25 protein-coding genes are annotated in these 24,183 nt (G+C 35.5%); 23 read left to right on the top strand and 2 right to left on the bottom strand.

Annotated elements, in window-relative coordinates:
• Positions 1–154: 154 nt before the first annotated feature.
• From tenI to SLH52_RS06085, 13 genes are all read left to right on the top strand, one after another.
• On the top strand, positions 155–772 hold the full coding sequence (gene tenI, locus SLH52_RS06145; protein WP_320208394.1) for a thiazole tautomerase TenI: 618 nt from the start codon (positions 155–157) through the stop codon (positions 770–772).
• Positions 769–1,878, top strand: coding sequence for a glycine oxidase ThiO (thiO, locus tag SLH52_RS06140; RefSeq protein WP_320208393.1), 1,110 nt, complete (start codon positions 769–771; stop codon positions 1,876–1,878). Before tenI ends, thiO begins: the two co-directional genes overlap by 4 nt.
• Positions 1,879–2,047: 169 nt before the next feature.
• Positions 2,048–2,251, top strand: coding sequence for a sulfur carrier protein ThiS (thiS, locus tag SLH52_RS06135; RefSeq protein ID WP_214483497.1), 204 nt, complete (start codon positions 2,048–2,050; stop codon positions 2,249–2,251).
• Position 2,252: 1 nt separating this feature from the next.
• The gene (locus SLH52_RS06130; protein ID WP_320208392.1) at positions 2,253–3,020 is read left to right on the top strand and encodes a thiazole synthase; all 768 of its coding nucleotides are present in this window, start codon (positions 2,253–2,255) and stop codon (positions 3,018–3,020) included.
• Positions 3,017–4,036, top strand: coding sequence for a thiazole biosynthesis adenylyltransferase ThiF (locus SLH52_RS06125; RefSeq protein ID WP_320208391.1), 1,020 nt, complete (start codon positions 3,017–3,019; stop codon positions 4,034–4,036). The genes SLH52_RS06130 and SLH52_RS06125 overlap by 4 nt, the downstream gene beginning before the upstream one ends.
• Positions 4,037–4,326: 290 nt before the next feature.
• Entirely contained in the window at positions 4,327–5,130 is an 804-nt protein-coding gene (thiD, locus tag SLH52_RS06120; RefSeq protein ID WP_320208390.1) for a bifunctional hydroxymethylpyrimidine kinase/phosphomethylpyrimidine kinase, read from the top strand.
• Between the two features lies 1 nt (position 5,131).
• On the top strand, positions 5,132–5,788 hold the full coding sequence (gene thiE, locus SLH52_RS06115; protein ID WP_320208389.1) for a thiamine phosphate synthase: 657 nt from the start codon (positions 5,132–5,134) through the stop codon (positions 5,786–5,788).
• Positions 5,789–6,363: 575 nt separating this feature from the next.
• Positions 6,364–8,121 (top strand): ABC transporter ATP-binding protein, encoded by a 1,758-nt coding sequence (locus SLH52_RS06110; protein WP_320208388.1) that lies wholly within the window; start codon positions 6,364–6,366, stop codon positions 8,119–8,121.
• A complete protein-coding gene (locus tag SLH52_RS06105) occupies positions 8,118–10,142 on the top strand; it encodes an ABC transporter ATP-binding protein (RefSeq protein ID WP_320208387.1) in 2,025 nt (674 codons plus the stop codon). Before SLH52_RS06110 ends, SLH52_RS06105 begins: the two co-directional genes overlap by 4 nt.
• 116 nt (positions 10,143–10,258) lie before the next feature.
• Positions 10,259–10,495 carry a hypothetical protein gene (locus SLH52_RS06100; protein WP_320208386.1) on the top strand — a complete coding sequence of 79 codons (237 nt, stop codon included), beginning with the start codon at positions 10,259–10,261 and terminating at the stop codon, positions 10,493–10,495.
• 15 nt (positions 10,496–10,510) lie between these two features.
• A complete protein-coding gene (locus tag SLH52_RS06095) occupies positions 10,511–11,452 on the top strand; it encodes a phosphotransferase (protein WP_320208385.1) in 942 nt (313 codons plus the stop codon).
• A gap of 250 nt (positions 11,453–11,702) precedes the next feature.
• Complete coding sequence (locus tag SLH52_RS06090) at positions 11,703–12,497, top strand: serine hydrolase (protein ID WP_320208384.1); 795 nt, start codon at positions 11,703–11,705, stop codon at positions 12,495–12,497.
• Positions 12,498–12,508: 11 nt separating this feature from the next.
• Positions 12,509–12,763 carry a hypothetical protein gene (locus SLH52_RS06085; RefSeq protein ID WP_320208383.1) on the top strand — a complete coding sequence of 85 codons (255 nt, stop codon included), beginning with the start codon at positions 12,509–12,511 and terminating at the stop codon, positions 12,761–12,763.
• A 351-nt stretch (positions 12,764–13,114) separates the two neighbouring features.
• Here SLH52_RS06085 and SLH52_RS06080 read toward each other — a convergent pair whose 3' ends face one another.
• Complete coding sequence (locus SLH52_RS06080) at positions 13,115–13,501, bottom strand: globin (protein ID WP_320208382.1); 387 nt, start codon at positions 13,499–13,501, stop codon at positions 13,115–13,117.
• A gap of 579 nt (positions 13,502–14,080) precedes the next feature.
• On the opposite strand from SLH52_RS06080, the gene qoxA reads away from it, so the two are divergent.
• From qoxA to qoxD, 4 genes are read left to right on the top strand one after another with little or no spacing between them, the layout of a single operon-like run.
• Positions 14,081–15,073: a cytochrome aa3 quinol oxidase subunit II gene (qoxA, locus tag SLH52_RS06075; RefSeq protein WP_320208381.1), complete on the top strand. Its 993-nt coding sequence runs from the start codon at positions 14,081–14,083 to the stop codon at positions 15,071–15,073.
• Complete coding sequence (qoxB, locus tag SLH52_RS06070; RefSeq protein ID WP_320208380.1) at positions 15,063–17,045, top strand: cytochrome aa3 quinol oxidase subunit I; 1,983 nt, start codon at positions 15,063–15,065, stop codon at positions 17,043–17,045. The genes qoxA and qoxB overlap by 11 nt, the downstream gene beginning before the upstream one ends.
• Positions 17,029–17,631, top strand: a complete 603-nt coding sequence (qoxC, locus tag SLH52_RS06065) for a cytochrome aa3 quinol oxidase subunit III (RefSeq protein WP_214483511.1) — start codon at positions 17,029–17,031, stop codon at positions 17,629–17,631. Before qoxB ends, qoxC begins: the two co-directional genes overlap by 17 nt.
• Before the next feature lie 3 nt (positions 17,632–17,634).
• Positions 17,635–17,937, top strand: a complete 303-nt coding sequence (qoxD, locus tag SLH52_RS06060) for a cytochrome aa3 quinol oxidase subunit IV (protein WP_214483512.1) — start codon at positions 17,635–17,637, stop codon at positions 17,935–17,937.
• A 354-nt stretch (positions 17,938–18,291) separates the two neighbouring features.
• Here qoxD and SLH52_RS06055 read toward each other — a convergent pair whose 3' ends face one another.
• Positions 18,292–18,516: a hypothetical protein gene (locus tag SLH52_RS06055; RefSeq protein ID WP_320208379.1), complete on the bottom strand. Its 225-nt coding sequence runs from the start codon at positions 18,514–18,516 to the stop codon at positions 18,292–18,294.
• Between the two features lie 569 nt (positions 18,517–19,085).
• Between SLH52_RS06055 and SLH52_RS06050 the strand changes: the two genes are divergently transcribed.
• From SLH52_RS06050 to SLH52_RS06025, 6 genes are all read left to right on the top strand, one after another.
• Entirely contained in the window at positions 19,086–19,928 is an 843-nt protein-coding gene (locus SLH52_RS06050) for an amino acid ABC transporter substrate-binding protein (RefSeq protein WP_320208378.1), read from the top strand.
• On the top strand, positions 19,915–20,616 hold the full coding sequence (locus SLH52_RS06045) for an amino acid ABC transporter permease (RefSeq protein WP_320208377.1): 702 nt from the start codon (positions 19,915–19,917) through the stop codon (positions 20,614–20,616). Before SLH52_RS06050 ends, SLH52_RS06045 begins: the two co-directional genes overlap by 14 nt.
• A 23-nt stretch (positions 20,617–20,639) precedes the next feature.
• The gene (locus SLH52_RS06040) at positions 20,640–21,374 is read left to right on the top strand and encodes an amino acid ABC transporter ATP-binding protein (protein ID WP_320208376.1); all 735 of its coding nucleotides are present in this window, start codon (positions 20,640–20,642) and stop codon (positions 21,372–21,374) included.
• A gap of 91 nt (positions 21,375–21,465) precedes the next feature.
• Positions 21,466–21,888, top strand: coding sequence for a universal stress protein (locus tag SLH52_RS06035; protein ID WP_320208375.1), 423 nt, complete (start codon positions 21,466–21,468; stop codon positions 21,886–21,888).
• A 519-nt stretch (positions 21,889–22,407) separates the two neighbouring features.
• Complete coding sequence (locus tag SLH52_RS06030) at positions 22,408–22,563, top strand: YflJ family protein (RefSeq protein WP_320208374.1); 156 nt, start codon at positions 22,408–22,410, stop codon at positions 22,561–22,563.
• A 657-nt stretch (positions 22,564–23,220) separates the two neighbouring features.
• A complete protein-coding gene (locus SLH52_RS06025; protein ID WP_320208373.1) occupies positions 23,221–24,141 on the top strand; it encodes a cation diffusion facilitator family transporter in 921 nt (306 codons plus the stop codon).
• Positions 24,142–24,183 lie beyond the last annotated feature (42 nt).

Raw genomic sequence — 24,183 nt, 5'->3', positions numbered from 1 at the left:
ATTCTCAATATCGATGAGCTGTTTGGATTGCTGAGTAAATTTACGTTAGTACATCTCTCATCTTTATATGTGCGACCGTTTATTAGGGAGTAATGTCTAGAGCTGAATAAACTAAGCTCAAATACTTGACTAAATTTATTTACAAGGAGGTCTTATGGCAAACAAAGAGCTACATATTGTTTCAACTGGGATACAATCAATCAACACGTTTGTTTCGATTATTAGTGAGATTCATCCTTTTGCAACTGCTATACACTTACGTGAAAAACAAATGTCAGCGAGAGACTTATATCAAATGATTAATCAACTAATACAACGAAGTGTACCACTTAATAAGATAGTCATAAATGACCGAATTGATGTTGCTTCAGTTGCTGAAGTTGGTGGTGTTCAGCTAGCATATCATAGCTTATCGGTAAGCGATGTGAAAAGGGTATTTCCAAAGCTTCGCATAGGGAAGTCTGTTCATTCATTAGAAGAGGCTGTTGAAGCAGAACTGCAAGGGGCTGATTATGTGATGTATGGTCATATTTATCCTACCTCCTCCAAAAAAGGAGTGATAGCTAAAGGGGTTGATAGTGTCAAAGAATTTAAAAAACAGCTATCGATACCTTTAATCGCCATTGGAGGAATTAAACCAATTCATATTCCTGAACTGATAGATAGAGGAGTAGATGGAGTGGCAGTATTGTCAGGTGTATTATTAGCCCAAACGCCTATAGAAGCAGTAAAAGAATATTCAAAAATGTTATCGAAAGAGATGATTACATGAAGAAAACGTATGATGCCATCGTTATTGGTGGGGGCATAAATGGTGGTTCAATCGCTTATCATCTAGCAAAGCGAGGGCACCATGTGCTGGTCATTGAGAAAGATCAATTAGGTAGTAAATCTTCTGGTGCTGCTGCAGGGATGTTAGCAGCTCAAGCGGAATTAACTGAGGATGGGCCATTGTTTCAATTAGCTAAAAAAAGCAGGAGCATGTTTCCTACAACGATCGAGGAATTAGAAAGCAAATCGAACGTCCATATTGGATATGTGAACAAAGGAATGCTCAAGATTGCAATAAGTGAAGAAGAGGAGCAGCAATTAAAACAAATTATTCAACTGCAAAAAAATATTGGAGAACAAACTGAATATTTAACATCTGAAGAAGTGAGAGCAAATGAACCTTCACTGTCTTCAATTGTCAGAGGAGCTATGAGTATACCTAAAGATGGTCAAGTGTCTGCTTATGATTTAACGATTGCATTTTTTAGGGCAGCAAGGGTGCTAGGAGCTATGATCAAAGAGGAAACGAATGTTTATTCATTAATCATAAAAAACGATAAAATCCAAGGTGTTGTTACAAACGAGGGTGAATTCCATTCCGAAAGGGTTATTGTAGCTAGCGGTGCTTGGACGGACATGGTTATCAAGCAAACTGGGTTGTCATTGCCTAGCTATCCGGTAAAAGGGGAATGTTTATCTGTCAAGACTGACAAACCTTTGTTAACACAAACAATCTTTTCTCACCATTGTTACCTAGTTCCAAAAAAGGGTGGAAGAATAATTATTGGAGCAACAATGTACCCAAATACTTTCAATACGACAGTATCTACGGGTTCCATTTGTAGTCTAATAGAAAAAGCTTCGATCATTTTACCAGAAATCATCAACACTCAATTTGAAAAAGCATGGTCAGGCATTCGTCCTCAAACTCATGATGGTATGCCTTTATTAGGGGAGCATCCACATGTGATGGGCTTAATTATAGCTACAGGGCATTATCGAAATGGGATTTTGTTAGCCCCTATAACTGGCAAAGTTACTGCTGATTTAGTTGAAGGAATCGACCATGATTATGAGTTAATGCAGCATTTTCGAATTGATCGTTAAATGCTTGGTTTTTTAAATGTAGGTTCTTTTTCCGTATGCTTTGTTGTTGAGATATACAGCTAGCTTACGTAAACAGATTGGATGTTGTACGCCAATCAACAACGGTTTTAGAAAATATGAAAATAACAATCTATGATTAGACAATGTTGTTAGAGAAAGGAGTGTGAGAATGAAGTTATTTATTAATGGTGATCGGGTTGATGTACCTGATACTTTAGAAAATATATCAGATGTACTCGCCCACTTCGAGCTTGAGGATAACATTGTTATTGTTGAAATAAACTCTACTATTTTACAAAAGCAGGATCATAAAGATACACAAGTAAATGATAATGACAGAATTGAGATTGTACATTTTGTAGGAGGCGGTTAATATGTTAAAAATTGGACCATATGAATTTTCATCACGTTTATTTTTAGGAACAGGTAAATATTCTAGTTTTGAAGTACAAAAGGATGCTGTTGATGTATCGAATACAGAGGTGTTAACTTTTGCAGTTCGAAGAATGAATATTTATGAAAAAAGTCAACCTAATTTTTTAGAACAGTTAGACGTTAGTAAATATAAGTTATTACCAAATACGGCTGGCGCAGCAACTGCTGAAGAAGCTGTTCGGATTGCAAAGCTAGCAAAAGCTTCTGGTCTTTGTGATATGATAAAAGTAGAAGTAATTGGAGATTCAAAAACGTTGCTACCAGACCCAATAGAAACATTTAAAGCATCTGAACAATTACTTGAGGAAGGCTTTATTGTCTTGCCTTATACGTCTGATGATGTTGTACTAGCAAGAAAATTACAGGAGTTAGGCTGTCATGCAATTATGCCAGGTGCATCACCGATTGGCTCTGGACAAGGTATTATCAATCCGTTAAATTTAAGCTTTATTATTGAACAGGCAACGGTTCCAGTAATCGTAGATGCAGGAATCGGTAGTCCGACAGATGCAAGCTTAGCAATGGAGTTAGGTGCTGACGGCGTATTGTTGAATACAGCAGTATCTGGTGCAAATGACCCGGTTAAGATGGCACAAGCAATGAAGCTGGGGATTGATGCAGGACGGTTAGGTTATGAGGCGGGGCGTATACCAAAAAAACGATATGCTACTGCTAGCAGTCCGATGGAAGGAATGAGCATTGGTTGAGTGAACGTTATTCACGACAACAATTATTTTTACCGATTGGCGAAACAGGTCAACAAAAAATCTCCAACAAGCATGTACTCCTTATAGGGGCTGGAGCATTAGGAACAGGCAATGCTGAAGCCCTCGTACGAGCAGGGGTTGGAAAATTAACAATCGTTGATAGGGATTATGTTGAATGGAGCAATTTACAAAGACAACAACTTTATAGTGAAATAGATGCACAAGAGAGAATACCTAAGGCTGTTGCAGCAAAAAGCCGATTGCAAGCGATAAATTCACATGTGGAAATTAATGCACATGTTGCAGATGTGTCTGTACAAGAAATGGAAGAATTGGTTTTAGGAGTAGATCTCATCCTTGATGCAACGGATAATTTCGATACGAGATTGCTAATAAATGATATTTCGCAAAAATACGAAATTCCGTGGATATATGGTGCTTGTGTTGGGAGCTATGGGATTAGCTATACAATTGTCCCTGGCATCACTCCATGTTTACATTGTTTACTGGAAACAGTCCCTTTAGGAGGGATGACATGTGATACTGCTGGAATAATTAGTCCAGCAGTTCAAATGGTGGTCGCATATCAGACATCTGAAGCTTTAAAGATATTAGTCGAAGACTGGGCTGCATTAAGAAAAAAGCTAGTATCTTTTGATCTTTGGAAAAATCAACATTCAGCAATTAGTGTTGATAGAGTAAAGAAGACTGAATGTTCATCTTGTGGTGAAGGTAGAACCTATCCATTTTTATCTTACGAAAATCAAACGAAATCAGCCATTCTTTGTGGTAGAGATGCGGTACAAATTCGACCACCCAAAAAAATTGATCGAGATTTGGAAAAAGTAGCTGAGCTACTGAAATCTCAAGGTGGTACGGTCGAGCGTAATCCATATTTAGTTGCATTTGAGACAGGTCAACATCGGCTCGTTATTTTTAAAGACGGTCGTGTTCTTGTCCATGGCACAAAGGAAATATCAGAGGCAAGGTCGTTATATCACAAATATTTAGGATGAAAACTTGTAATGAAATGAAGAACGCTCATTGCCAATACAGTTAAACAACATACTGTTTTGCCTTGATTTGCCTTGAGTGTTGTTTTTAGCGATAAGCAAAGCATTGTTACTTCTTTCAAATGAGGATGTATAAACCTCAAATAGCTGCTCTAATTTAGTATCGATAACAAAATTTATGAAATGAGCTAAATAATATAGTGTATGTTCAAAAAGTCCTACTTATCGATGAGCCAAGAAATCATCGTGAGCTAATATCTTTGAACATCCTAGAAAAGTTGGAGATGGAACAAATGAATGTATATAAAGCATTAACCATTGCTGGATCTGATAGCGGAGGTGGAGCTGGGATTCAAGCCGATTTAAAAACATTTCAAGAGCTTGATGTGTTTGGTATGTCTGCTATTACAGCAGTGACCGCACAAAATACTCTCGGTGTTCAAGGGGTCTTCCCATTAACAGTAGAAGCTACGATTCAACAAATAGACTCTATCGCTATCGATTTAGCTCCAGACGCCATAAAAACTGGCATGCTATTTTCAAGTGAATTAATCAAAGCGGTAGCTAATAAAATTTCTGAATATAGATGGCAACATGTAATTGTTGACCCAGTAATGGTTGCAAAGGGTGGTGCCGCCTTGCTTCAAGAAGAAGCGGTTACGACTCTTAAGAAGTACTTAATCCCATTAGCATATGTTATTACTCCGAATATCCCTGAAGCAGAAATAATTGCAGGCATAAAGATAAACAATTTGGATGATCGACAAAACGCTGCAAAAATGATTTATGAACTAGGGGCACAGAATGTAATCATTAAAGGTGGTCATGACGAAGAAGATATTGTTGTAGACCTATTATTTGATGGTGACGAGTTTTATGAGTTTCATAACAAAAGGATAGAAACGAGACATACACATGGAACTGGCTGTACTTTTGCAGCAGCAATTACAGCAGAAATTGCCAAAGGAAAAGCTATTTACGAGGCTATTGAGACTGCAGAAGCTTTTATCCAAGCAGCGATACAGCATGAGTTAGGCATTGGTTCAGGGCATGGACCTACGAATCATTGGGCATTTGACAAGAAAGGAGCTCTTTAAAATGTCTAATAAAAAGGTTCAAGAAATGTTACCACTTTATTTCGTGATGGGTAGTCAAGATTGTTTAGGTGATCCTTGTGTTGTTCTACTGGAAGCAATACGAGGTGGTATCACTGCTTTTCAATACCGTGAAAAAGGTGTTGGCGCAAAAAGTGGGATAGTAAGATATGATCTAGGAATTGAACTTCAAAAGATATGTAAAGATCACAACATCCCTTTTTTCGTTAACGATGATATTGAACTAGCAATTAAGCTTCAAGCAGATGGCGTACATATTGGCCAAGAAGATGAGCCAGTCGAAAATGTACGTAATAAATTAGGCTCGACAATGATATTAGGCGTATCCGCTCATACTGTTGAGCAAGCAAAAGATGCAACTGCAAAAGGAGCCGATTATTTAGGTGTAGGCTCAATCTATCCGACTAATACAAAAGAAGATGCGACAAATGTAAATGGACCTTCGATTATTCAAGAGATGAGGGACAACGACATTTCGGTACCGATTGTTGCAATTGGTGGGATAAAAGCTGGAAAGATACAGCCTATTATTCAAGCTGGTGCAGAGGGTGTTGCAGTCATTACAGCGATTACACACGCAGAGGATAAAATGAGTGCTACAAGCAAATTAATTGAAGAAGTTAGCTCAGCAATGAATTAAATCGTTTACACTATTTGTTGATTCACATATTTTTTAAAAAATAAGAATTGACAGAACAAGCCAGTTAATGATAATCTAGCAAAGTATTAACTTTAACTATTAACAAGGAGGGTTACGAAATGATGAAGAAAATTGTATTCATTACTGATATCAAAGATGTAGACGTGAACAATAACAATAACTTCATAATGAAAAACGTGACCTATCCAATGACGGCTTTTTATAATTAAACTAAGAGAATTTTAATAAAAATCTCAGAAGTTGAAAAACAATTGTTCTCACAAGGTATAGGTCATGGAATTAATCCGTGGTTTGTGCCTTTTTATATTGCTATACAATATAATTGGATAATTAGGGCATATCTGGAATCATTCGGATATGCCCTTTTTATATATAACTATTGTTCAACATAACAGAGCAAAGGTATTTCTGTTAATTGAACACTAAAACAACATACTTAAACAAATTATTGAGGAGGACATGAAATGGAATCGAAACAATCATTGAGAACGATGAATACTGGAGATCTCGAAGGTGGTTAGCGTACAGACAACTAAGAAAAGGAGGATGATCACATGTTTTCAGTTTTATTAAAATTAAAATGGTTTTTTAAGGAAGAATGGAAACGCTACGCAGTGGCAATTACATTATTGTTTATCGTGAATATTTTAGAGGTGATTCCACCTTGGCTAATCGGTGGGGCAATTGATGATATTTTTGTAGGTAGTTTGACTGTACAAAAACTGACTCAATATTTACTGTTGTTATTGGCAATTATGGTTGTTGGATATGTAATGACATATAAATGGATGTACAATTTATTCGGTGGAGCGTTCGTCGTTGAGCGAACGTTACGTTCAAAATTTATGAATCATTTATTAAAGATGACCCCAACATTTTATGAAAAGAAACGCACAGGGGATTTAATGGCTCAGGCTACGAATGATTTAAAAGCCATATCAATCACAGCCGGCTTTGGAATACTTACACTCATAGATTCTTCTGCTTATATGTTGACGATATTATTTACGATGGGCTTTATGATTAGCTGGAAGTTAACTCTTGCGGCAGTGTTACCAATGCCAATCATGGCGATTGCGATGAAAATTTATGGAAAAAAAATCCATGAACGGTTTACGGAAGCTCAGGATTCATTTGGTGATATGAATGACCGTGTGTTGGAATCCATTTCAGGTGTTCGAGTTGTGCGCGCATATGTACAGGAACAAGCTGACCGACAACAATTTGAGTCTCAAACTAACGATGTTTATAAGAAAAATGTAAAAGTTGCAGTCATTGATGCACTTTTTGATCCAACGATAAAAGTATTAGTTGGTATGAGTTATTTAATAGGTCTAGGTTACGGAGCGTATCTTGTCTTTCATAAGGCAATTACATTAGGTGAGCTCGTTTCATTCAACGTTTATTTAGGAATGCTTATATGGCCAATGTTTGCAGTGGGAGAATTAATGAATGTAATGCAACGTGGTAATGCTTCATTAGATCGTGTTAACGAAACACTTTCATACGAAGCAGATGTAATGAACGATAAGCAACCTCGTTCGCTTGAATATCCAGGAGCAATTTCATTTGACAATGTGACATTTAAATATCCTTCTTCAGAGGTTAATAATTTGGAGGGGATATCATTCAAACTATCCCGTGGAGAAACGTTAGGGATTGTTGGTAAAACAGGAAGTGGGAAGACAACGTTAGTAAAACAACTTTTACGTGAATACCCACTTGGTACTGGAAATATTGCTATTTCTGATGTGCCACTTGAGCATATTGATATTGAGCAAATTCAAGGATGGCTCGGTTACGTTCCTCAGGATCACGTGCTGTTCTCTAGAACTGTAAAAGAAAATATCATATTTGGTAAGAAAGACGCAACAGACCAAGAGATTGATAAAGCGATTGATTTAGCTGCTTTCCGTAAAGATTTAGCTCTTATTCCTGAAGGATTAGAAACATTAGTAGGAGAAAAAGGAGTGTCATTGTCAGGGGGACAAAAACAGCGGATTTCTATCTCTCGAGCGCTCGTAGTTAATCCAGAAATACTAATTTTAGACGATTCTCTTTCAGCAGTTGATGCTAAAACAGAAACTAAAATTATTGAGAATATCCAGCAAGAACGAGCTGGCAAAACTACAATTATAACAACACACAGATTGTCTGCTGTACAGCATGCTGACAGAATACTCGTTCTTGAAGATGGAAAAATCACTGAAGAGGGTACCCATTTTGAATTACTACAACAAAATGGATGGTACAAAGAGCAATATGACCGACAGCAACTAGAAGAACATATTGAAGAGGAGGTGGTTGTATGACGATAGGAAAACGCTTATTTAATTATGCTCTTATATACAAAAAAACAATCATCTTTGCACTGCTCATGCTAATGGTTGCTGTTGCAGCTGATTTAGCTGGTCCATTTATTGCAAAGCGGATGATTGATCAGCACATTTTAGGAATTGATAGTTATCCGTGGTATGAAACAGATGAAGGGGAAAACGCTGTATTATATCAAGATACATGGTACAAACGGGAGGATCATTTTTCTGTCGATGATGTAAAAGGAAAAGAGGTCCGCGTCTTACAAGTAGGTAGAGATTATGTGTTTGTTGACCAACCAGTCACGACTCCTGAGGGTGAACGAACATATGAGGACGGCACATTGACCATTACCCGTAGTAATGAAGAGATGAGCTATCCAGCTGTTGAACTAACAAATGATGAGCTATTATCTTTTTACATGCCAGAAGTAGACGATTTATTCAAATTAATTTTAGTGTACTTTGCTTTGCTTGTCGTCGCTTCAATATTCACATATGGGCAAAAGTTTTTTCTAGAAACTTCGGCGAATCGTATTATTAAGAAAATGAGAAACGATGTATTTACACATATTCAAAAACTGCCAATTAAATATTTCGACAGCTTACCAGCTGGAAAAATAGTTTCAAGGATTACTAATGATACTGAAACGATAAAAGAATTATTTGTAACCGTGTTAGCAACATTCGTTACTAGTATCATTTATATTACTGGTATTTATATTGCGTTATTTTTATTAGACGTAAAACTTGCGCTCATTTGTTTAGTGCTTGTTCCAATACTAGTCGTTTGGATAAAATTTTATCGAAAGTATGCGTCAAAATACAACCATATCATACGATCACGCTTAAGTGATATTAATGCAATGATCAATGAATCTATACAAGGAATGACTATTATTCAAGCATTTCGAAGAAAATCTGAAACAAAAGAAGAATTCGAAGAAATTAATAAAGATTATTTCGACAATCAAAATAAGTTACTACGCTTAAATTCTTTAACGTCTCATAATTTAGTTGGCGTACTACGTAATATAGCCTTCGTTGCTTTGATTTGGTATTTTGGTGGCCAATCATTAACAGCGAATTCGGCTATATCCCTAGGTGTGCTATATGCGTTTGTTGATTATTTGAATCGTCTATTCCAGCCGATCACTGGATTAGTAAACCAATTAGCAAATCTTGAGCAAGCATTAGTATCTTCAGAACGAGTGTTTGAACTTCTTGACAAAGATGGCACAGAAGTATGTGAGGATAAAATGCCACGCTATAAAGGTAATGTTACATTTGATAAAGTTTCTTTCGGTTATAAAGAAGGGGAAACAGTTCTCCATGATATTTCCTTTGAGGCGAAGGAAGGAGATACGATTGCTCTCGTAGGTCATACAGGTTCAGGAAAAAGCTCAGTTATGAATCTTCTGTCCCGCTTTTATGATACGAAAGAAGGAAAAATACTCATTGACGGTCAAGATATAAATACTATCCCAGTACAAATGTTAAGGCAGCATATGGCAATCGTTTTACAAGATCCATTTTTGTTTACAGGTACAATAGCTTCTAACGTTAGCTTAAATGATCCAATGATTACTCGTGAACAAGTAGAAAAAGCTTTACAAGATGTTGGGGCGGATCGATTGCTTAAAAACTTACAAAATGGCTATGACGAGAAGGTAATTGAAAAAGGTAGTACGTTATCTACAGGGCAGAGACAGTTAATATCTTTTGCACGTGCACTTGCTTTTGACCCAGCAGTTCTCATTCTTGATGAGGCTACGGCAAATGTAGATACAGAAACCGAAAAGATTATTCAAGACGGGTTAGAAGTGTTGAAAAAAGGACGTACAACATTTATTATCGCTCATCGTCTATCAACGATAAAAAATGCGAATCAAATTTTAGTACTTGATCGAGGACGAATTGTTGAACAAGGTAATCATGATGATCTCATGCAAATGAGAGGCAAATATTATCAGATGTACCAGCTACAACAAGGTAAACAGTCATCTTTAGCAGGATAAACTTTAACTCAATGTCATAGATGACCCATTTAAAACATGTTTTTTACATCGTACGAGAAGTTTTCAATCAAAAACATGTTTTATGGGTCAAAATCGACAAATGGTGGTGAACGACCATGGAGGAAATTGATAAACGTGGTAGATTAGATGAAGAAATGTTTAATTACCGTGTAACAAAGAACAACACAGTTTTTATTAATTGGCATGGAAAACAAGTAAAAACATTAAAAGGTAAAGAAGCAGAAAAAATAATTACTAAGCTTCAGCAAGCGACTAGTAATCATGAAGTTCAATTAATTCTTGCTAAGGTAACAGGAAATTTCAAAAGAGGTAATGAACGTACAATAAATTAGGAAAAGGTGATATAAGTGAATACTCTAGAAACACAAGACTTGTTCAGACAATGGAATGTGGAATGGACAGAGGAAGCTGCTAATTCTATATATAAATATTCTCCTGTATATAAATGTCAGTATCGGGGGCAGGATGTTATTATTAAACGAACGCGAAGAACGATAGATACTGCACAAAAGCTTGCAGAATGGACTACGAGTTTACATTCTAATGGAATAAAAGTGGTTACCCCAGTCAATGTGGAAAATCCATTCATTCAATATAAAGACCATACTTGGACAATGTACCCATTTATTAAAGGTCGTAAATATGATGGTTCTCTTCAAGACATCTATGAAGCAGGAAGATTATTAGGTCAAATTCACAGTAAAGTAGATACGTTTGAATGCGCTCGGTTTGATTGGCTAAATTTTGATGATGAATTTACGAGTGATGTAACGAATGACTTGCAAGAAATCTCCTCTAATTTATTAAAAAACCGTTCTGAGAAAAAAGAGTTTAATATATTAAAAGGTCGCATTGAAGATTTCTTAACAAGTGATTTTTCCCGTTTAAAGAAAAAGACACTACCAATGGTTAATGCAAGCTGGGATTATAAAGCAAGTAATTTAGTGTACGAAACAGATAATCGACCTGTTTTAATTGACCCAGACAATGGGGGAATTGTTCCAAGAATTGTAGACTTAGCATTAGCATTAATTTTATTCCATACAGAGATAGAAACCGCACCTAGCAGGTTGTTTACAGAAGAGGAATGGACTGAATTTAAAAAAGGATATTTTGAATATATTACATTAACGGATGAAGAAACAATGTTATGGGAAGACGTATTGTTATTCGTTTATTTTGATGAAGCGTTGTGGGCAATCGTTGATATGGAAGACGATGAAACTGAGCGACAAAAGCAGTTTATATATTCTTTAACAGCATTTAATCCAGTAAAATACTCACTATAATTTGAAGGTTACTCAACAAGCGATAATAACTACAACCTTAGTAGTTATTATCGCTTCTTTAGGTTAGCCCTTTTTAAGCGCATATGTAAGTAATACGTCTTGCTGGAAAGTTTTATTTTCCTTGCTATATTAATATATATATATGTAATATTATGTAAAGTGCGAGAAGGTGAAGAAATGGAATTAGTTTTTAAAATTCTGGGTTTAGCAGTTATCATATTTCTTGTTATTATGTGCGATAAGGCGCTGGATGTATACACCAAGCACTGATTATGTCTTAAAGTTCCTAGATGAAAATAAAGAAAAATCATCTCTTTATTTAATTCAGAATGGTCAGGTAATAGGGGATATTCGGTCTGGTCAAAGCATGCCTTTAGCTAGTACAGTAAAAACGATTATCGCTATAGAGTATGCGGAACAAGCAGCTGAAGGTTTAGTCAAAACAAATGAAACTGTACAAATTAGTGAGCTAGAAAAATTTTATGTTCCCAATACAGATGGAGGTGCCCACAATGCTTGGCTAGAGCATATGAAAGAACAAGACTTAATGCAAAACGACACTGTTAGTCTTAAAGAAATTGTAAAAGGTATGATACAGTTTAGTTCAAATGCAAATACAGAATTTTTGATGATGAAGCTTGGATTATATCAAATTAATGACCGATTAAAAAAATTAGGACTGGATAATCATGGAGAAATCTATCCATTCGTATCTAGTTTATATATTCCTTACGAAGTGATGGTTAATAACTATGGAGGAATAACAAGCAAAAAAGAGCTCCAACAAGTGAAAGAAACGCTTAAAGAGTTACCTTCAGTAGAGTGGAAAGAGATAGCTAATCAGATACATAGTAAGCTAAAAAGTAATGATGCGAGCATTTATAAACAAAAGCAGATCTTTCAACTTGGCATGATAGTGACTTTGATCGAATGTTTTCAGAGCGGTTTAGTACATCTACAACATTTGACTATGCACATATTATGGAAAAGATTAATAGTCGTGCATATTTTTCACCTGAAGTACAAGAGCAATTACATCCTGTAATGGAAGGATTAATGGAAAATACAGTTAATCAACAATGGTTGAAACATGCAGGGCAAAAAGGTGGTTCAACTTTATATATATTTACAAAAGCGCTATATGCGACTGATAAAAATGGGAATCAAACAGCGCTAGCCATCTTTTTTAATCAATTAAATATCTATGAATCAATTAAACTTTCAAGTAGTTTAAATGAGTTCGAATTATCGGTTTTACGTGACAGTCAATTTAGAGATAGAATTAAAACACTAACAAATAAACTTGAATAGGTTCAAATAATTTTCACATTATTGACATAAAACGTTTGAATTTCCCTGCCAATTGTTATGATAGTTCATGCTAACCTTATTATAAATAGAAGTAAAGTACTTTATGAGCACGTAATAAATATAATTAATGTACATAATGGGGGATCATGATGGAAGAATTATCAGTGACACTATTCATCGCAAGCTTTATGGTGTTAGGGCTACTAATTGGGACTAATATATGGGATTCTTAAGCTGCTACATTGCATAGCAGCTTAATTTTATTATTCAACATTCTTTGAGTATGCTTCTGAGATAGATTTTGCGAAGTATGTGGAGGTTAATTTCCACTTCATTCACAAAAACTCAGGTTTATTCGGTATGTGTATTTATCATTATTGCTGCCACTTGTCTCAGTCGGTCGTAGAACATGTCAGCAGCATGTCCAGTTAACTTCGTTTCCTCAAACGCCTCTTTCATACAATTCAGCCAAGCTTGAGCTCTGACAGGAGTAATTTCAAATGGCAGATGTCGATGCTGCATAGCAGGTGGTCCGAATTCATTACTGTATAGGGTGGGTCCACCTAAAAACTGTGTTAAAAACATTTGTTGCTTTCTTTTTATTTCATTTATATCCCCACTAAACAACGGTTGTAAATCTTTGTTTGCATAAACCTTTGGATAGAATGCATCTACAAGACGTTGAACAGCCTTTTCTCCACCAATTAATTCATAGAGTGAATGCATACCTTTGTTCATAAAATCCACCAACTTTATAAAATACACATCATTGTGTAAGTTTTTTTTTATTCACTTTAATACTATACCAATTGTTAATACGTGATTTAGTGATATGAATCACTACAGAGTATATAAGTTTTAGATGATGAACGCTGATTTTATAAATCATAACGTTTTCACAGTGATTGTTGTTTTCGGTACGAATTTCATCTATAAAAAATGGGTTAGAATATTGCCACAAAGGCTTCGTATCAAGTAGCAACTATCCATTTCACTCTTACAAGAAGAGTCATATCAAGCCGAAGTGGACATTTTTTATTTGCGAAAATAGGCAAGACGGGAAAATTAGAATCGGTAAAATGACTTTAAATATCATGGTGAAATTAAATGTAGTTTCTCCAGTAAATTCCTTGCGTATTTTGTCACAATTACAGACTTAAGTGTTCATAAAATCATGTTATCATTATTTACACAGTGTTAATGTTCTTATTGATATAGATTAGCAAAGTTTGTGAAAAACCGAACAATCGGTTGTGAAGAAATGAACATATTCATGGTATTTTTAGTAAGTATACTTAACTTTTGGGGTGAATTAACATGAAGTTTAACAAGGGACTTGTCTTGTTGTTTTTAACAACTCTCCCAGTGTTGTTTCTAAGTGGTTGTGAAACAAATTTGGTTGTGCTTGATCCACAAGGACCTGCAGCACGAAGTATCGCTAACTTAATTAATCAGTCAATTTTATGGATGCTTTTAATTGTTGTTGTTGTGTTCGGTTTATTTGCTTATATCGTCTGGAAATATCGAGAAAAACCAGACAATATGGATTATGAACCGCCAGAAGAACACGGTAGTACATTGCTAGAGATTATTTGGACCGCTATTCCAGTCCTTATTCTTGTTGCTCTAACAATTCCTACGGTAACTACGCTGTATGACCTTGAAAAAATTCCTGAAGGCTACGAAGATCAAGAGCCAGTTGTCATTCATGTGACATCTGCCGACTGGAAATGGATTTTTAGCTATCCAGAAGATGGAATTGAAACGGTTAATTATGTAAATATTCCAGCTGATAGACCAGTTCACTTTAAATTAACATCAGCTTCAACGATGCAATCATTTTGGGTGCCTGCTTTAGCTGGACAAATATACACAATGAATAAAATGGAAACAGATTTATTTGTTGTAGCGGATAATCCTGGTTCTTTTGAAGGTAGAAATACGAACTTCAATGGACGGGGTTATGCGAAAATGGAATTTGAAGTATTAGCACAGACGCCACAAGACTACGAGGAGTGGAAAAAGGAAGTGCAGGAAACGGCTCCTAAATTAACTGAGGAGGAGTATGAAGAGCTTCTTTTGCCAACACATTTAGGTAGATTAACATATTCTAATACTCACTTAGAGTGGGTTAACCATGCTGATATGGACTCTAAAACGTATACAAATCCTGAATTATATAAGAATCATAGCTATCAAGGAAAGATATTCTCAGAAGAAGACAATTATAAAAACGATTCTACTGACACTCAAAAAGATGATGATATGAACATAGAAGAAACACACGGGGGTGATCAAGGTGGGCATTAAATGGGATGAGTTTTTTATAACTGGTGATCCTTTAATTCTTGGATCACAAATTGCAATTTTACTCACCATGGTTGGAATAATAGGTGTCGTAACCTATTTGAAAAAATGGCGCTGGTTATGGACTGAATGGATCACTACGGTTGACCATAAGCGAATAGGTATTATGTATATTCTTGCCGCAGTACTAATGTTTTTCCGTGGTGGTATGGATGGTCTGTTGATGAAAGTCCAAACATCTAGACCTGAAATGGAATTTTTAGATGCTCAACATTATAACGAAATATTTACAACTCATGGTGTGATCATGATTTTGTTTATGGCTATGCCGTTTTTAATCGGTTTAATGAACGTGATCATTCCTCTCCAAATTGGAGCAAGGGACGTAGCATTTCCACAATTAAATGCTTTAAGTTTCTGGTTATTCTTTAGTGGAGCTATGCTATTTAATATATCATTCGTCATAGGTGGATCACCTGATGCAGGTTGGACATCGTATTTCCCGCTAGCTGGTAAGGAGTTTAGTCCAGGCATCGGTAACAACTATTATGCCATTGCGATTCAAATTGCGGGTATTGGTACTTTAATGACCGGTATCAACTTTATTGTCACGATCCTAAAAATGAGAACAAAAGGCATGACATTGATGAAAATGCCAATGTTTACTTGGACATCTTTCATTACATCAGTCATTATCGTTGCTGCATTTCCTATTTTCACGGTCGCGCTTGGCTTAATGACATTTGACCGTTTGTATGGTACTCACTTCTTTACACTGTCTGCTGGTGGGTCAGATATGTTATGGGCAAATCTATTCTGGCTATGGGGACATCCAGAAGTGTATATTGTAGCATTACCTGCCTTTGGTATATTCTCAGAGGTAATCGCAACCTTCTCAAGAAAATCACTATTTGGCTATAAATCTATGGTAATTTCAATTGTCGGGATAGCATTTTTAAGTATGCTTGTTTGGGTCCATCATTTCTTTACAATGGGTGTCGGAGCAGCAGTTAATTCATTTTTCTCTATCTCAACGATGTTAATTGCTGTACCTACAGGTGTAAAGATATTTAACTGGTTATTTACGATGAGAAAAGGAAGAATTAAATTTACTAATGCGATGTTATGGGCTTTAGCATTTGTGCCAAACTTTGTTATCGGTGGTGTAACTGGAGTTATGCTTGCGATGGCAGCAGCAGATTATCAGTACCATAACACTTTGTTCCTTGTCGCTCATTTCCATTATGTATTAATACCTGGTGTCGTGTTTGCCGTATTTGCAGGTTTATATTATTGGTGGCCTAAAATCTTTGGCTTTAAGCTAAATGAGAGACTAGGAAAATATCATTTCTGGTTATTTGTGATTGGTTTTAACTTAACCTTCTTCCCAATGTTTTTATTAGGATTAGATGGTGCAGTAAGACGCTCATATACTTTTTCAGTAGAATCAGGTTTTGCACCACTGTTCTTAGTTTCAGCGATCGGATCAGCCATACTTGCTATTGGATTTGCTGTATTCTGCTATAACATTTATTGGAGCATACGCCATGCTGATCGCAATGTTTCAAATGATCCGTGGGATGCTAGAACATTAGAATGGGCAACAGCTTCGCCAGCACCATACTATAATTTTGCAAAACTACCAGAAGTAAAATCATTGGACGTTTTTTGGCACATGAAGAAGAACAAAGAAGGACTAGATCTGAAGGATAATGAGATTGAAGAAATTCATATGCCGAGCAATTCAGGGCTTCCATTTTACATGGCTGTTGTTTTCGGTATAGCAGGATTCTTCCTCGTATTTGAATGGCATATTGCTGCAGCAATAGCGGCAGTGGGTATTTTCGCGGGGCTGATTATTCGTTCGTTTGATTATAACGATGGTTATCATATACCTGTAAAAGAAATAAAAGAGACTGAAAAATCTTGGAGAAATAAAGCAGAAGAGGTGAACAATCATGTCAGCAAAGGTTGATACTTCCTTACCACTTGAATATCAAACAGAGCAAGATCGTATGAATATTTTTGGTTTTTGGATTTTCTTAGGTGCTGAGATTGTTTTGTTTGCTACATTGTTTATGGTATACGGTGTTCTGGGGGGACGTACAGCAGGTGGACCAGGACCCGAAGATATTTTTCAAATTAAGGATGTCATGATTGAAACTTTATTGCTATTAACGAGTAGCTTTACTTGCGGATTGGCCATATTTGAAATGAGAAGACAAAACTTAAAAGGCCTGCTTACATGGCTTATTATTACAGTATTACTTGGCGTAGGGTTCGTATATATGGAGATTACTGAATTCATCCATTATGTTAGTGTAGGTGCTACGATGCAAACGAGTGCTTTCTTATCAAGCTTCTTCGTGCTCCTAGGTACACACGGACTCCATGTAACGGTTGGAATCGGCTGGGTGACGATCATTATTATACAGTTACTAAGAAGAGGCTTAACACCTGTTACTGCTAGAAAAACATTCATCATTAGCTTGTACTGGCACTTCTTAGATGTCGTCTGGATTTTTATTTTCACATTTGTGTATTTAAAAGGGATGGTGTGATTTATGGCAAGTAAAACAAATCGTTTTCCTACTGGTCACGTATTAGGTTTCATATCTTCCATCGTACTAACCTTTATAGCTACGGGAGTAGCTCTTAAAACGAACTTATCGTTTAATGTAATTATGTGGATTATCGGTTCTTTAGCAGTTATTCAAGCAGGGCTACAATTGTTCATGTTTATGCATATGACCGAAGGGGAAGATGGGAAGGCTAACATTATTAATATTGGCTATGGAGTTTTTATAGCTGTTGTTATTGTTGTAGGCTCTATTTGGGTGTTGACAGCAGGTCATGCAGCACATTAATGACTAGCCAAATTAGTTAAAGGCTTTTTCATAAGGCTCTTTTACTACTGTTACTAAAATGGACAGTAAGTTGGGTCTTTCTATGAAATCCATCATTCTTAGTACGAAAAGAAACAGCCTTTCATCAACATCATTACTGAATGGCACGGGTCTTCATGACACTAGATTCTAACAATATTAACGTTATAAACATAACGAAAAGGGTCAGATCTTATATTCTATATCGGTATACTAGGTTTGCTACTACCTAGCATGCTTTTCGAGATATAGAGTAAGGTCTGACCCTTTATTATTTGTGAGCATCGTATATGGCTATACGATTCATTACTATCTAAAAATGAATATTAAAAATCATTAAGAGGTACTGCGATCACTTACTGCTTCCATGAGATTTAAACTAAGACCAAACCCGAAAAGGATCATTGAAGATATCATAATGCTAAGCCCTATTGATAATACGTAATCACCTTTGATACCGCTTACAAAAAAACTAAATAAAAAAACAATACAACCTAATATTAATCCAACACTTGTTATTTTTTTCATAAACAATAGTGACTCAAGTGGTTTATTCCTCATATATTTTCATCCCCTTATAAGAATATTCTATCTTTTGTCACAAAATTGTCAAACTTTTTTTAGAAATAAATATGTTAATTCACGAACAAGAACGTAAGGGATATCGAATAAGTGAGTGGAATTGATCTATTAGTACAGCAACGCTTGGTTATATAAATGGTGTATTTCCGTTGGCAATCAAAACCTGCAAACATTTAGTTACTTTCGTGGCAACTTAACGTTAACAATAAGTAAAAAAAATTTTCAAAAAAAGCCTTTTTAATTACTATTTTCACAGCGATTGTTTCTTTTCATACTTAGATATAAGCACGTCTACACCTAACGTTCGTAGCATCTTCTATTTATAAAACCTAGGAGTCCTAATAAAGCTCATCATACTGTCCATATTTAATAAAATAGCAACAAAGTATACGAAAAGATCCTTTGTAAAATAAAAATATTAAACACTGGAAATAATAATATTTGTTTCGAAAAGTCTGTATAATTCAAATCCGTTGACAAAAGATTAAATCTAGCTATACTTAATTAACATATTGTTAAAATCCGATAAAATTACTGGGGGATTAAAAATGAAAAAGCTAATATTAGGATTAACATTCATATTCGGACTAACTCTCGTTCTAGCTGCATGTGGAACAGCTGAACAAAATGAAGGAACGAGTGGAAGTGGAAATACAGAAAATAATGAAGCTACTAATGAAGAAACAACCGACCTTCTACAGAAAATCCAAGAAGATGGCGTATTAAAGATTGGAACAGAGGGAACATACCCTCCATTTACTTTTCATGATGATAGTGGTGAGTTAACAGGTTTTGATGTAGAGATTGCAAAGGAAGTTGCTAAGCGCTTAGAGGTGGAAGCAGAATTTTTAGAAACACAATGGGATGCTATGTTTGAAGGCTTAAATTCAAAAAGATTTGATATGATTGCAAATCAAGTTGGAATTAGAGAGGATCGCTTAGAAAAGTATGATTTCTCTGATCCTTATATTACATCTGCAGCTGTTTTAGTAACGAGTGAAGATAATGATGCAGTAGCTAACTTTGCTGATATTTCTGGGCTGAAGGCAGCGCAATCATTAACTAGTAATTATGCTGATATTGCAAAGGAAAATGGGGCAGAACTTGTAGGAGTTGAAGGATTTAACCAAGCAATTGAACTGATTACATCTAAACGTGTAGACGTAACGATTAACGACAAGCTTTCAGTTCTAGATTTTCAAGTGCAACGTCCTGATGCACCAATCAAAATTGTAGCTACATCTGAAGACGCTGGTGAAAGTGGACTAACATTTAGAAAAGGGAATGAAACACTCGTCGAAGCAGTAAATGAGGCTTTAGCTGAAATGATTGATGATGGTTCGTACGAAAGAATTTCAGTGAAATGGTTTGGTGAAAATGTACTTAAGTAATATTCTAACTAATCCAGAAAGATTAGAGAAAATAGTAGATATCGCTCAAAGTTCCCTTCTCCCATTGGTGAAGGGAGCTTTGGATTCTACGATTCCATTAACACTTTGGTCGTTTTTTTTCGGAATTTTGTTAGCAATCCTTACAGCCTTAGCGAGAATATCTAATATTAGAGTCTTGGAAATTGTAGCTCGAATTTACATTTCGATAATAAGAGGTACACCACTTTTAGTGCAATTATTCATCATCTTTTACGGTTTACCTAATATTGGGATTATTGTTGACCCATTTCCGTCTGCTGTTATTGGCTTTTCATTGAATGTAGGTGCATATTCATCAGAAATCATTCGCGCAGCAATATTATCTATTCCTAAAGGTCAGTGGGAAGCTGGGTATTCGATTGGTATGTCATACTCTAGAGTATTAACAAGAATTGTTTTACCCCAAGCTACAAGAGTATCGATTCCACCATTATCAAATACATTTATTAGTCTTGTAAAAGATACATCACTAGCATCGTTAATCTTGGTAACCGAAATGTTTCGAAGGGCTCAAGAAATTGCTGCAACAAACTACGAGTTTTTACTGCTATACACTGAAGCTGCACTATTATATTGGGTCATTTGTTTTATTCTTTCATTAATTCAAGACAGAGTAGAGCGCAGGCTAGATAGGTATGTAGTGAGATAATACATTAAGAAGGGGCAAAGTAGATGATTTCAATCAGCGGATTATATAAGTCATTCGACCAGTTAGAAGTGTTAAAAGGAATCGATTTAGATATTCCTAAAGGGAAGGTTGTCGTCGTCGTCGGTCCATCGGGATCAGGAAAAACAACACTTTTACGTTGTTTAAATGTACTAGAAACTCCGACTAAGGGTCGTATAACAATAGCTGAGGATACATTAGATTTTTCTAACAAGTTGAAGCAAAAGCAAATAGCTTCTTTTAGAAAAAATACAGGCATGGTATTTCAAAGCTATAATTTGTTTCCGCACAAAACAGCACTTGAAAATGTAATGGAAGGGCCTGTCATTGTAAAAGGGCTTCGGAAGGACAAAGTGAGAAAAACAGCCGAATCTCTCCTAACTAAAGTTGGATTAGCTGATAAGATAGATTATTATCCATTTCAACTGTCTGGCGGGCAGCAACAAAGGGTAGGTATTGCGAGAGCACTCGCGATGGAGCCCAATGTTATGCTTTTTGATGAACCTACTTCTGCATTGGACCCAGAAATTGTTCAAGAAGTCCTTAAGGTGATGAAAGATTTAGCTAGTGAAGGTATGACGATGGTTGTAGTTACTCATGAAATGAGATTTGCAAAAGAGGTTGCCGATAAAGTCATCTTTATGGATGACGGCAAGGTTATCGAATCTGGCAAACCTGAAGAAATATTCAGTAGACCAAAAGAAGAGCGTACTAAACAATTTTTACAACTTATACAATAGAGTGGGAACTAAAAACCTACTCTATTTTCTTTTATTCTATAAGTTGTTCTTATATACTTAACTTATCCATTTGTGAAGGGTTGTGTATATATTGTTTGAAAAAATATTACTAGCTTCTGACGGTTCTGATCACGCAATACGTGCGGCAGAAAAAGCAGCATTTTTAGCAAAAGAAATTGAAGGCGGAACAATTGAGATTTTATATATTGTGGACAATGAGACAGCAAAATCAGACGCGTTAAGAAACATTGAATCTTCCGATATTGAATCAACAAGAAATGAAAGATTACAAGCAACAAAGGATATATGTTATCGGATAATGAACAAGGAAGTAAAGACAACAATGATTCACGGCGAACCTGGACCAAGCATAGTAAAATATGCGAATAATGGCGAGTTTGATCTTGTTGTTATTGGAAGTAGGGGGCTCAATTCATTTCAAGAAATGGTATTAGGAAGTGTGAGCCATAAAGTTGCCAAGCGAGCTAACTGTCCTGTTATGATAGTAAAGTAATAGTTCTTGTTGTAAGCTGTGTTGTTATTGTTACCAAATTAGTAGATCCTCAAGTGTTGTTTTCATAATTTAGTTATCGTTATGCTATGTACTCTAGTTGTGTACGTGTATATTATTACGGTAAAAAACACTGGGAAACAGGGATAAAACAAACTATGCAAGTGATGTGTAAACTAATACTTGATAAGAAAATCTACCTTGAACACTTCCATACATATAATTTTCAAGTAAAGGTGTTCGAGAGTTTACTCCATCTTTTTAATAGGCTCTTTTCCTAAACTGTGTTGCTATTGAAAACAGCAATTAATAATTTCGTGAAATTGACTTCAATTTAAATTAGAAAAGATGCTACGAACACTAGATGTATACGTACTTATATTTTAGAGGGAAATGCAGCAAGCTTTAACAACTGATAGTCTAAAACGACTGAAATAAAATGATAAAAAAATATGATGGTCATTCTCCTGTTCCTTGTTGCATATATATAGGACAAGCGATAAGGAGAAAGGAGAATGATGTATGGCATATCCTGGTTCAAAAGGTTGGTACGTAAAGCAATTGAAAAACATGGGGATAAATATCCATCCGACTGAAATGAGAAGGTTAGAGCTTTATAAGACATCAACCTTACGTAACTTATATTTGGATCAAATAAATAAAACAAAAAATAAATAATATTTCACATCTGCAATGATGTAATCAGTACGTTTTCAACATTAACATGTTATGTGAAGAATGTTTAACCACATCACCTTGTGATGTGGTTGAGCTTTATTTACTCTTTTCTTATAGCGTCTTGTTTTGCATTTTCCCAATAACAGATTTGTGGAATTCTAATGTAAGTGACGTATTCATGGAATAATGTATATGAGACAAAGGAGATAAGTTTCCAATCGATCGTATCGAGCATACGGAATACTCCTTTCAATGTAATAAGAAGCTTATTCATATATATGGTATGAAACTTTGTCTCATACGTGTGTAATAAGATATACTTACTATATGATTTAAACGCTAAAGCTGTATAATAAATCATTGACTTCTAAAGATGAAGACTTTATATTTAATATATGAATAAATGATCATATATTAAATAAGTGTGTAATGAAGTAATAATTGAAAGGCTCTTTTCGTAAACTTTGTTGCTATTGTTATCCAATTAGCACCAAAAAAAAGTGGTTTTACATGGTTAGTCATTGTTGTACAGAAGGAAAGATGCCACGAACTCTCGTTGTGTACGTGTTTGGCTCTTAGTACGAAAAGCAACAATTAATGAGAAAACAGCCAATTGAAAAGAATAATACTAACACAAACTTTTTGGGAGGTAACGCCATGGGACATTCACATGCTCATCATGATCACGGACATAGTCACACGCATAATGTAAATAAAAAGACGTTAAAAATATCTTTTTTTATCATTAGTACGTATATGATTATAGAAGTAATCGGAGGAGTGCTAACAAATAGCTTGGCACTATTATCAGATGCAGGGCATATGTTAAGTGACGCAGCAGCACTAGGGTTAAGCTTTTTGGCAATGAAGTTTGGAGAAAAGCAACCAACATTAGAGAAAACTTTTGGATATAGGCGATTTGAAATATTAGCTGCACTATTAAACGGAGTTACTTTAGTTATTATATCTATTTATATTTTTTGGGAGGCATATAACAGACTTTTGGCACCACCTCATGTAATTAGTAAAGGTATGCTAATTATTTCATCAATTGGACTACTCGTAAATATTATCGTAGCCTTTATTCTTCTAAAAGGGGATACGAGTGACAATCTAAATATCCGAAGTGCATTTTTACACGTGTTAGGGGATTTGTTAGGATCAGTTGGTGCGATCATAGCTGCCTTACTTATCATGTTCTTTGGTTGGAATTTGGCCGATCCAATTGCTAGTGTTGTTGTTGCAATTCTTATCATTATAAGCGCATGGAGGGTAACGAGAGATTCTTTACACATATTAATGGAGGGTAGCCCTCCAGGGGTTGATGTAGGGGATATTAAAGAACAGCTATTGTCTATCTCTCATGTCATTGATGTTCATGACTTACATGTGTGGGCAATAAGCTCCGACTTTTTGTCTTTAAGTTGTCACATTAAAATAGGAGATTGTGATAATTATGAGAGGGTATTGAATGAAGCAACAAAATTATTAAAAGATAAGTACCACATTAACCATACGACGATACAAATTGATCATTTAAATTCAGATTGTTCTACATCAGAAGTGCATTGTAACTAATAATAGCATAAGGAAGATGATTGCATTTTTAAAGCAATCATC

It is taken from the genome of Cytobacillus sp. IB215665, from assembly GCF_033963835.1.
Taxonomy (GTDB): Bacteria; Bacillota; Bacilli; order Bacillales; family SM2101; genus Nanhaiella.
The sequence above is the reverse complement of the archived record's forward strand: the minus strand, read 5'-3'. Positions and strand labels throughout refer to the sequence as shown.

Bases quoted from the DNA above. Each gene is read 5' to 3' on its own strand.
- tenI (WP_320208394.1), top strand. From the start codon at position 155: ATGGCAAACAAAGAGCTACATATTGTTTCAACTGGGATACAATCAATC.
- thiO (WP_320208393.1), top strand. From the start codon at position 769: ATGAAGAAAACGTATGATGCCATCGTTATTGGTGGGGGCATAAATGGT.
- thiS (WP_214483497.1), top strand. From the start codon at position 2,048: ATGAAGTTATTTATTAATGGTGATCGGGTTGATGTACCTGATACTTTA.
- SLH52_RS06130 (WP_320208392.1), top strand. From the start codon at position 2,253: ATGTTAAAAATTGGACCATATGAATTTTCATCACGTTTATTTTTAGGA.
- thiD (WP_320208390.1), top strand. From the start codon at position 4,327: ATGAATGTATATAAAGCATTAACCATTGCTGGATCTGATAGCGGAGGT.
- thiE (WP_320208389.1), top strand. From the start codon at position 5,132: ATGTCTAATAAAAAGGTTCAAGAAATGTTACCACTTTATTTCGTGATG.
- SLH52_RS06110 (WP_320208388.1), top strand. From the start codon at position 6,364: ATGTTTTCAGTTTTATTAAAATTAAAATGGTTTTTTAAGGAAGAATGG.
- SLH52_RS06105 (WP_320208387.1), top strand. From the start codon at position 8,118: ATGACGATAGGAAAACGCTTATTTAATTATGCTCTTATATACAAAAAA.
- SLH52_RS06100 (WP_320208386.1), top strand. From the start codon at position 10,259: ATGGAGGAAATTGATAAACGTGGTAGATTAGATGAAGAAATGTTTAAT.
- SLH52_RS06090 (WP_320208384.1), top strand. From the start codon at position 11,703: ATGTATACACCAAGCACTGATTATGTCTTAAAGTTCCTAGATGAAAAT.
- SLH52_RS06085 (WP_320208383.1), top strand. From the start codon at position 12,509: ATGGAAAATACAGTTAATCAACAATGGTTGAAACATGCAGGGCAAAAA.
- SLH52_RS06080 (WP_320208382.1), bottom strand. From the start codon at position 13,501: ATGAACAAAGGTATGCATTCACTCTATGAATTAATTGGTGGAGAAAAG.
- qoxA (WP_320208381.1), top strand. From the start codon at position 14,081: ATGAAGTTTAACAAGGGACTTGTCTTGTTGTTTTTAACAACTCTCCCA.
- qoxC (WP_214483511.1), top strand. From the start codon at position 17,029: ATGTCAGCAAAGGTTGATACTTCCTTACCACTTGAATATCAAACAGAG.
- qoxD (WP_214483512.1), top strand. From the start codon at position 17,635: ATGGCAAGTAAAACAAATCGTTTTCCTACTGGTCACGTATTAGGTTTC.
- SLH52_RS06055 (WP_320208379.1), bottom strand. From the start codon at position 18,516: ATGAGGAATAAACCACTTGAGTCACTATTGTTTATGAAAAAAATAACA.
- SLH52_RS06050 (WP_320208378.1), top strand. From the start codon at position 19,086: ATGAAAAAGCTAATATTAGGATTAACATTCATATTCGGACTAACTCTC.
- SLH52_RS06045 (WP_320208377.1), top strand. From the start codon at position 19,915: ATGTACTTAAGTAATATTCTAACTAATCCAGAAAGATTAGAGAAAATA.
- SLH52_RS06040 (WP_320208376.1), top strand. From the start codon at position 20,640: ATGATTTCAATCAGCGGATTATATAAGTCATTCGACCAGTTAGAAGTG.
- SLH52_RS06030 (WP_320208374.1), top strand. From the start codon at position 22,408: ATGGCATATCCTGGTTCAAAAGGTTGGTACGTAAAGCAATTGAAAAAC.
- SLH52_RS06025 (WP_320208373.1), top strand. From the start codon at position 23,221: ATGGGACATTCACATGCTCATCATGATCACGGACATAGTCACACGCAT.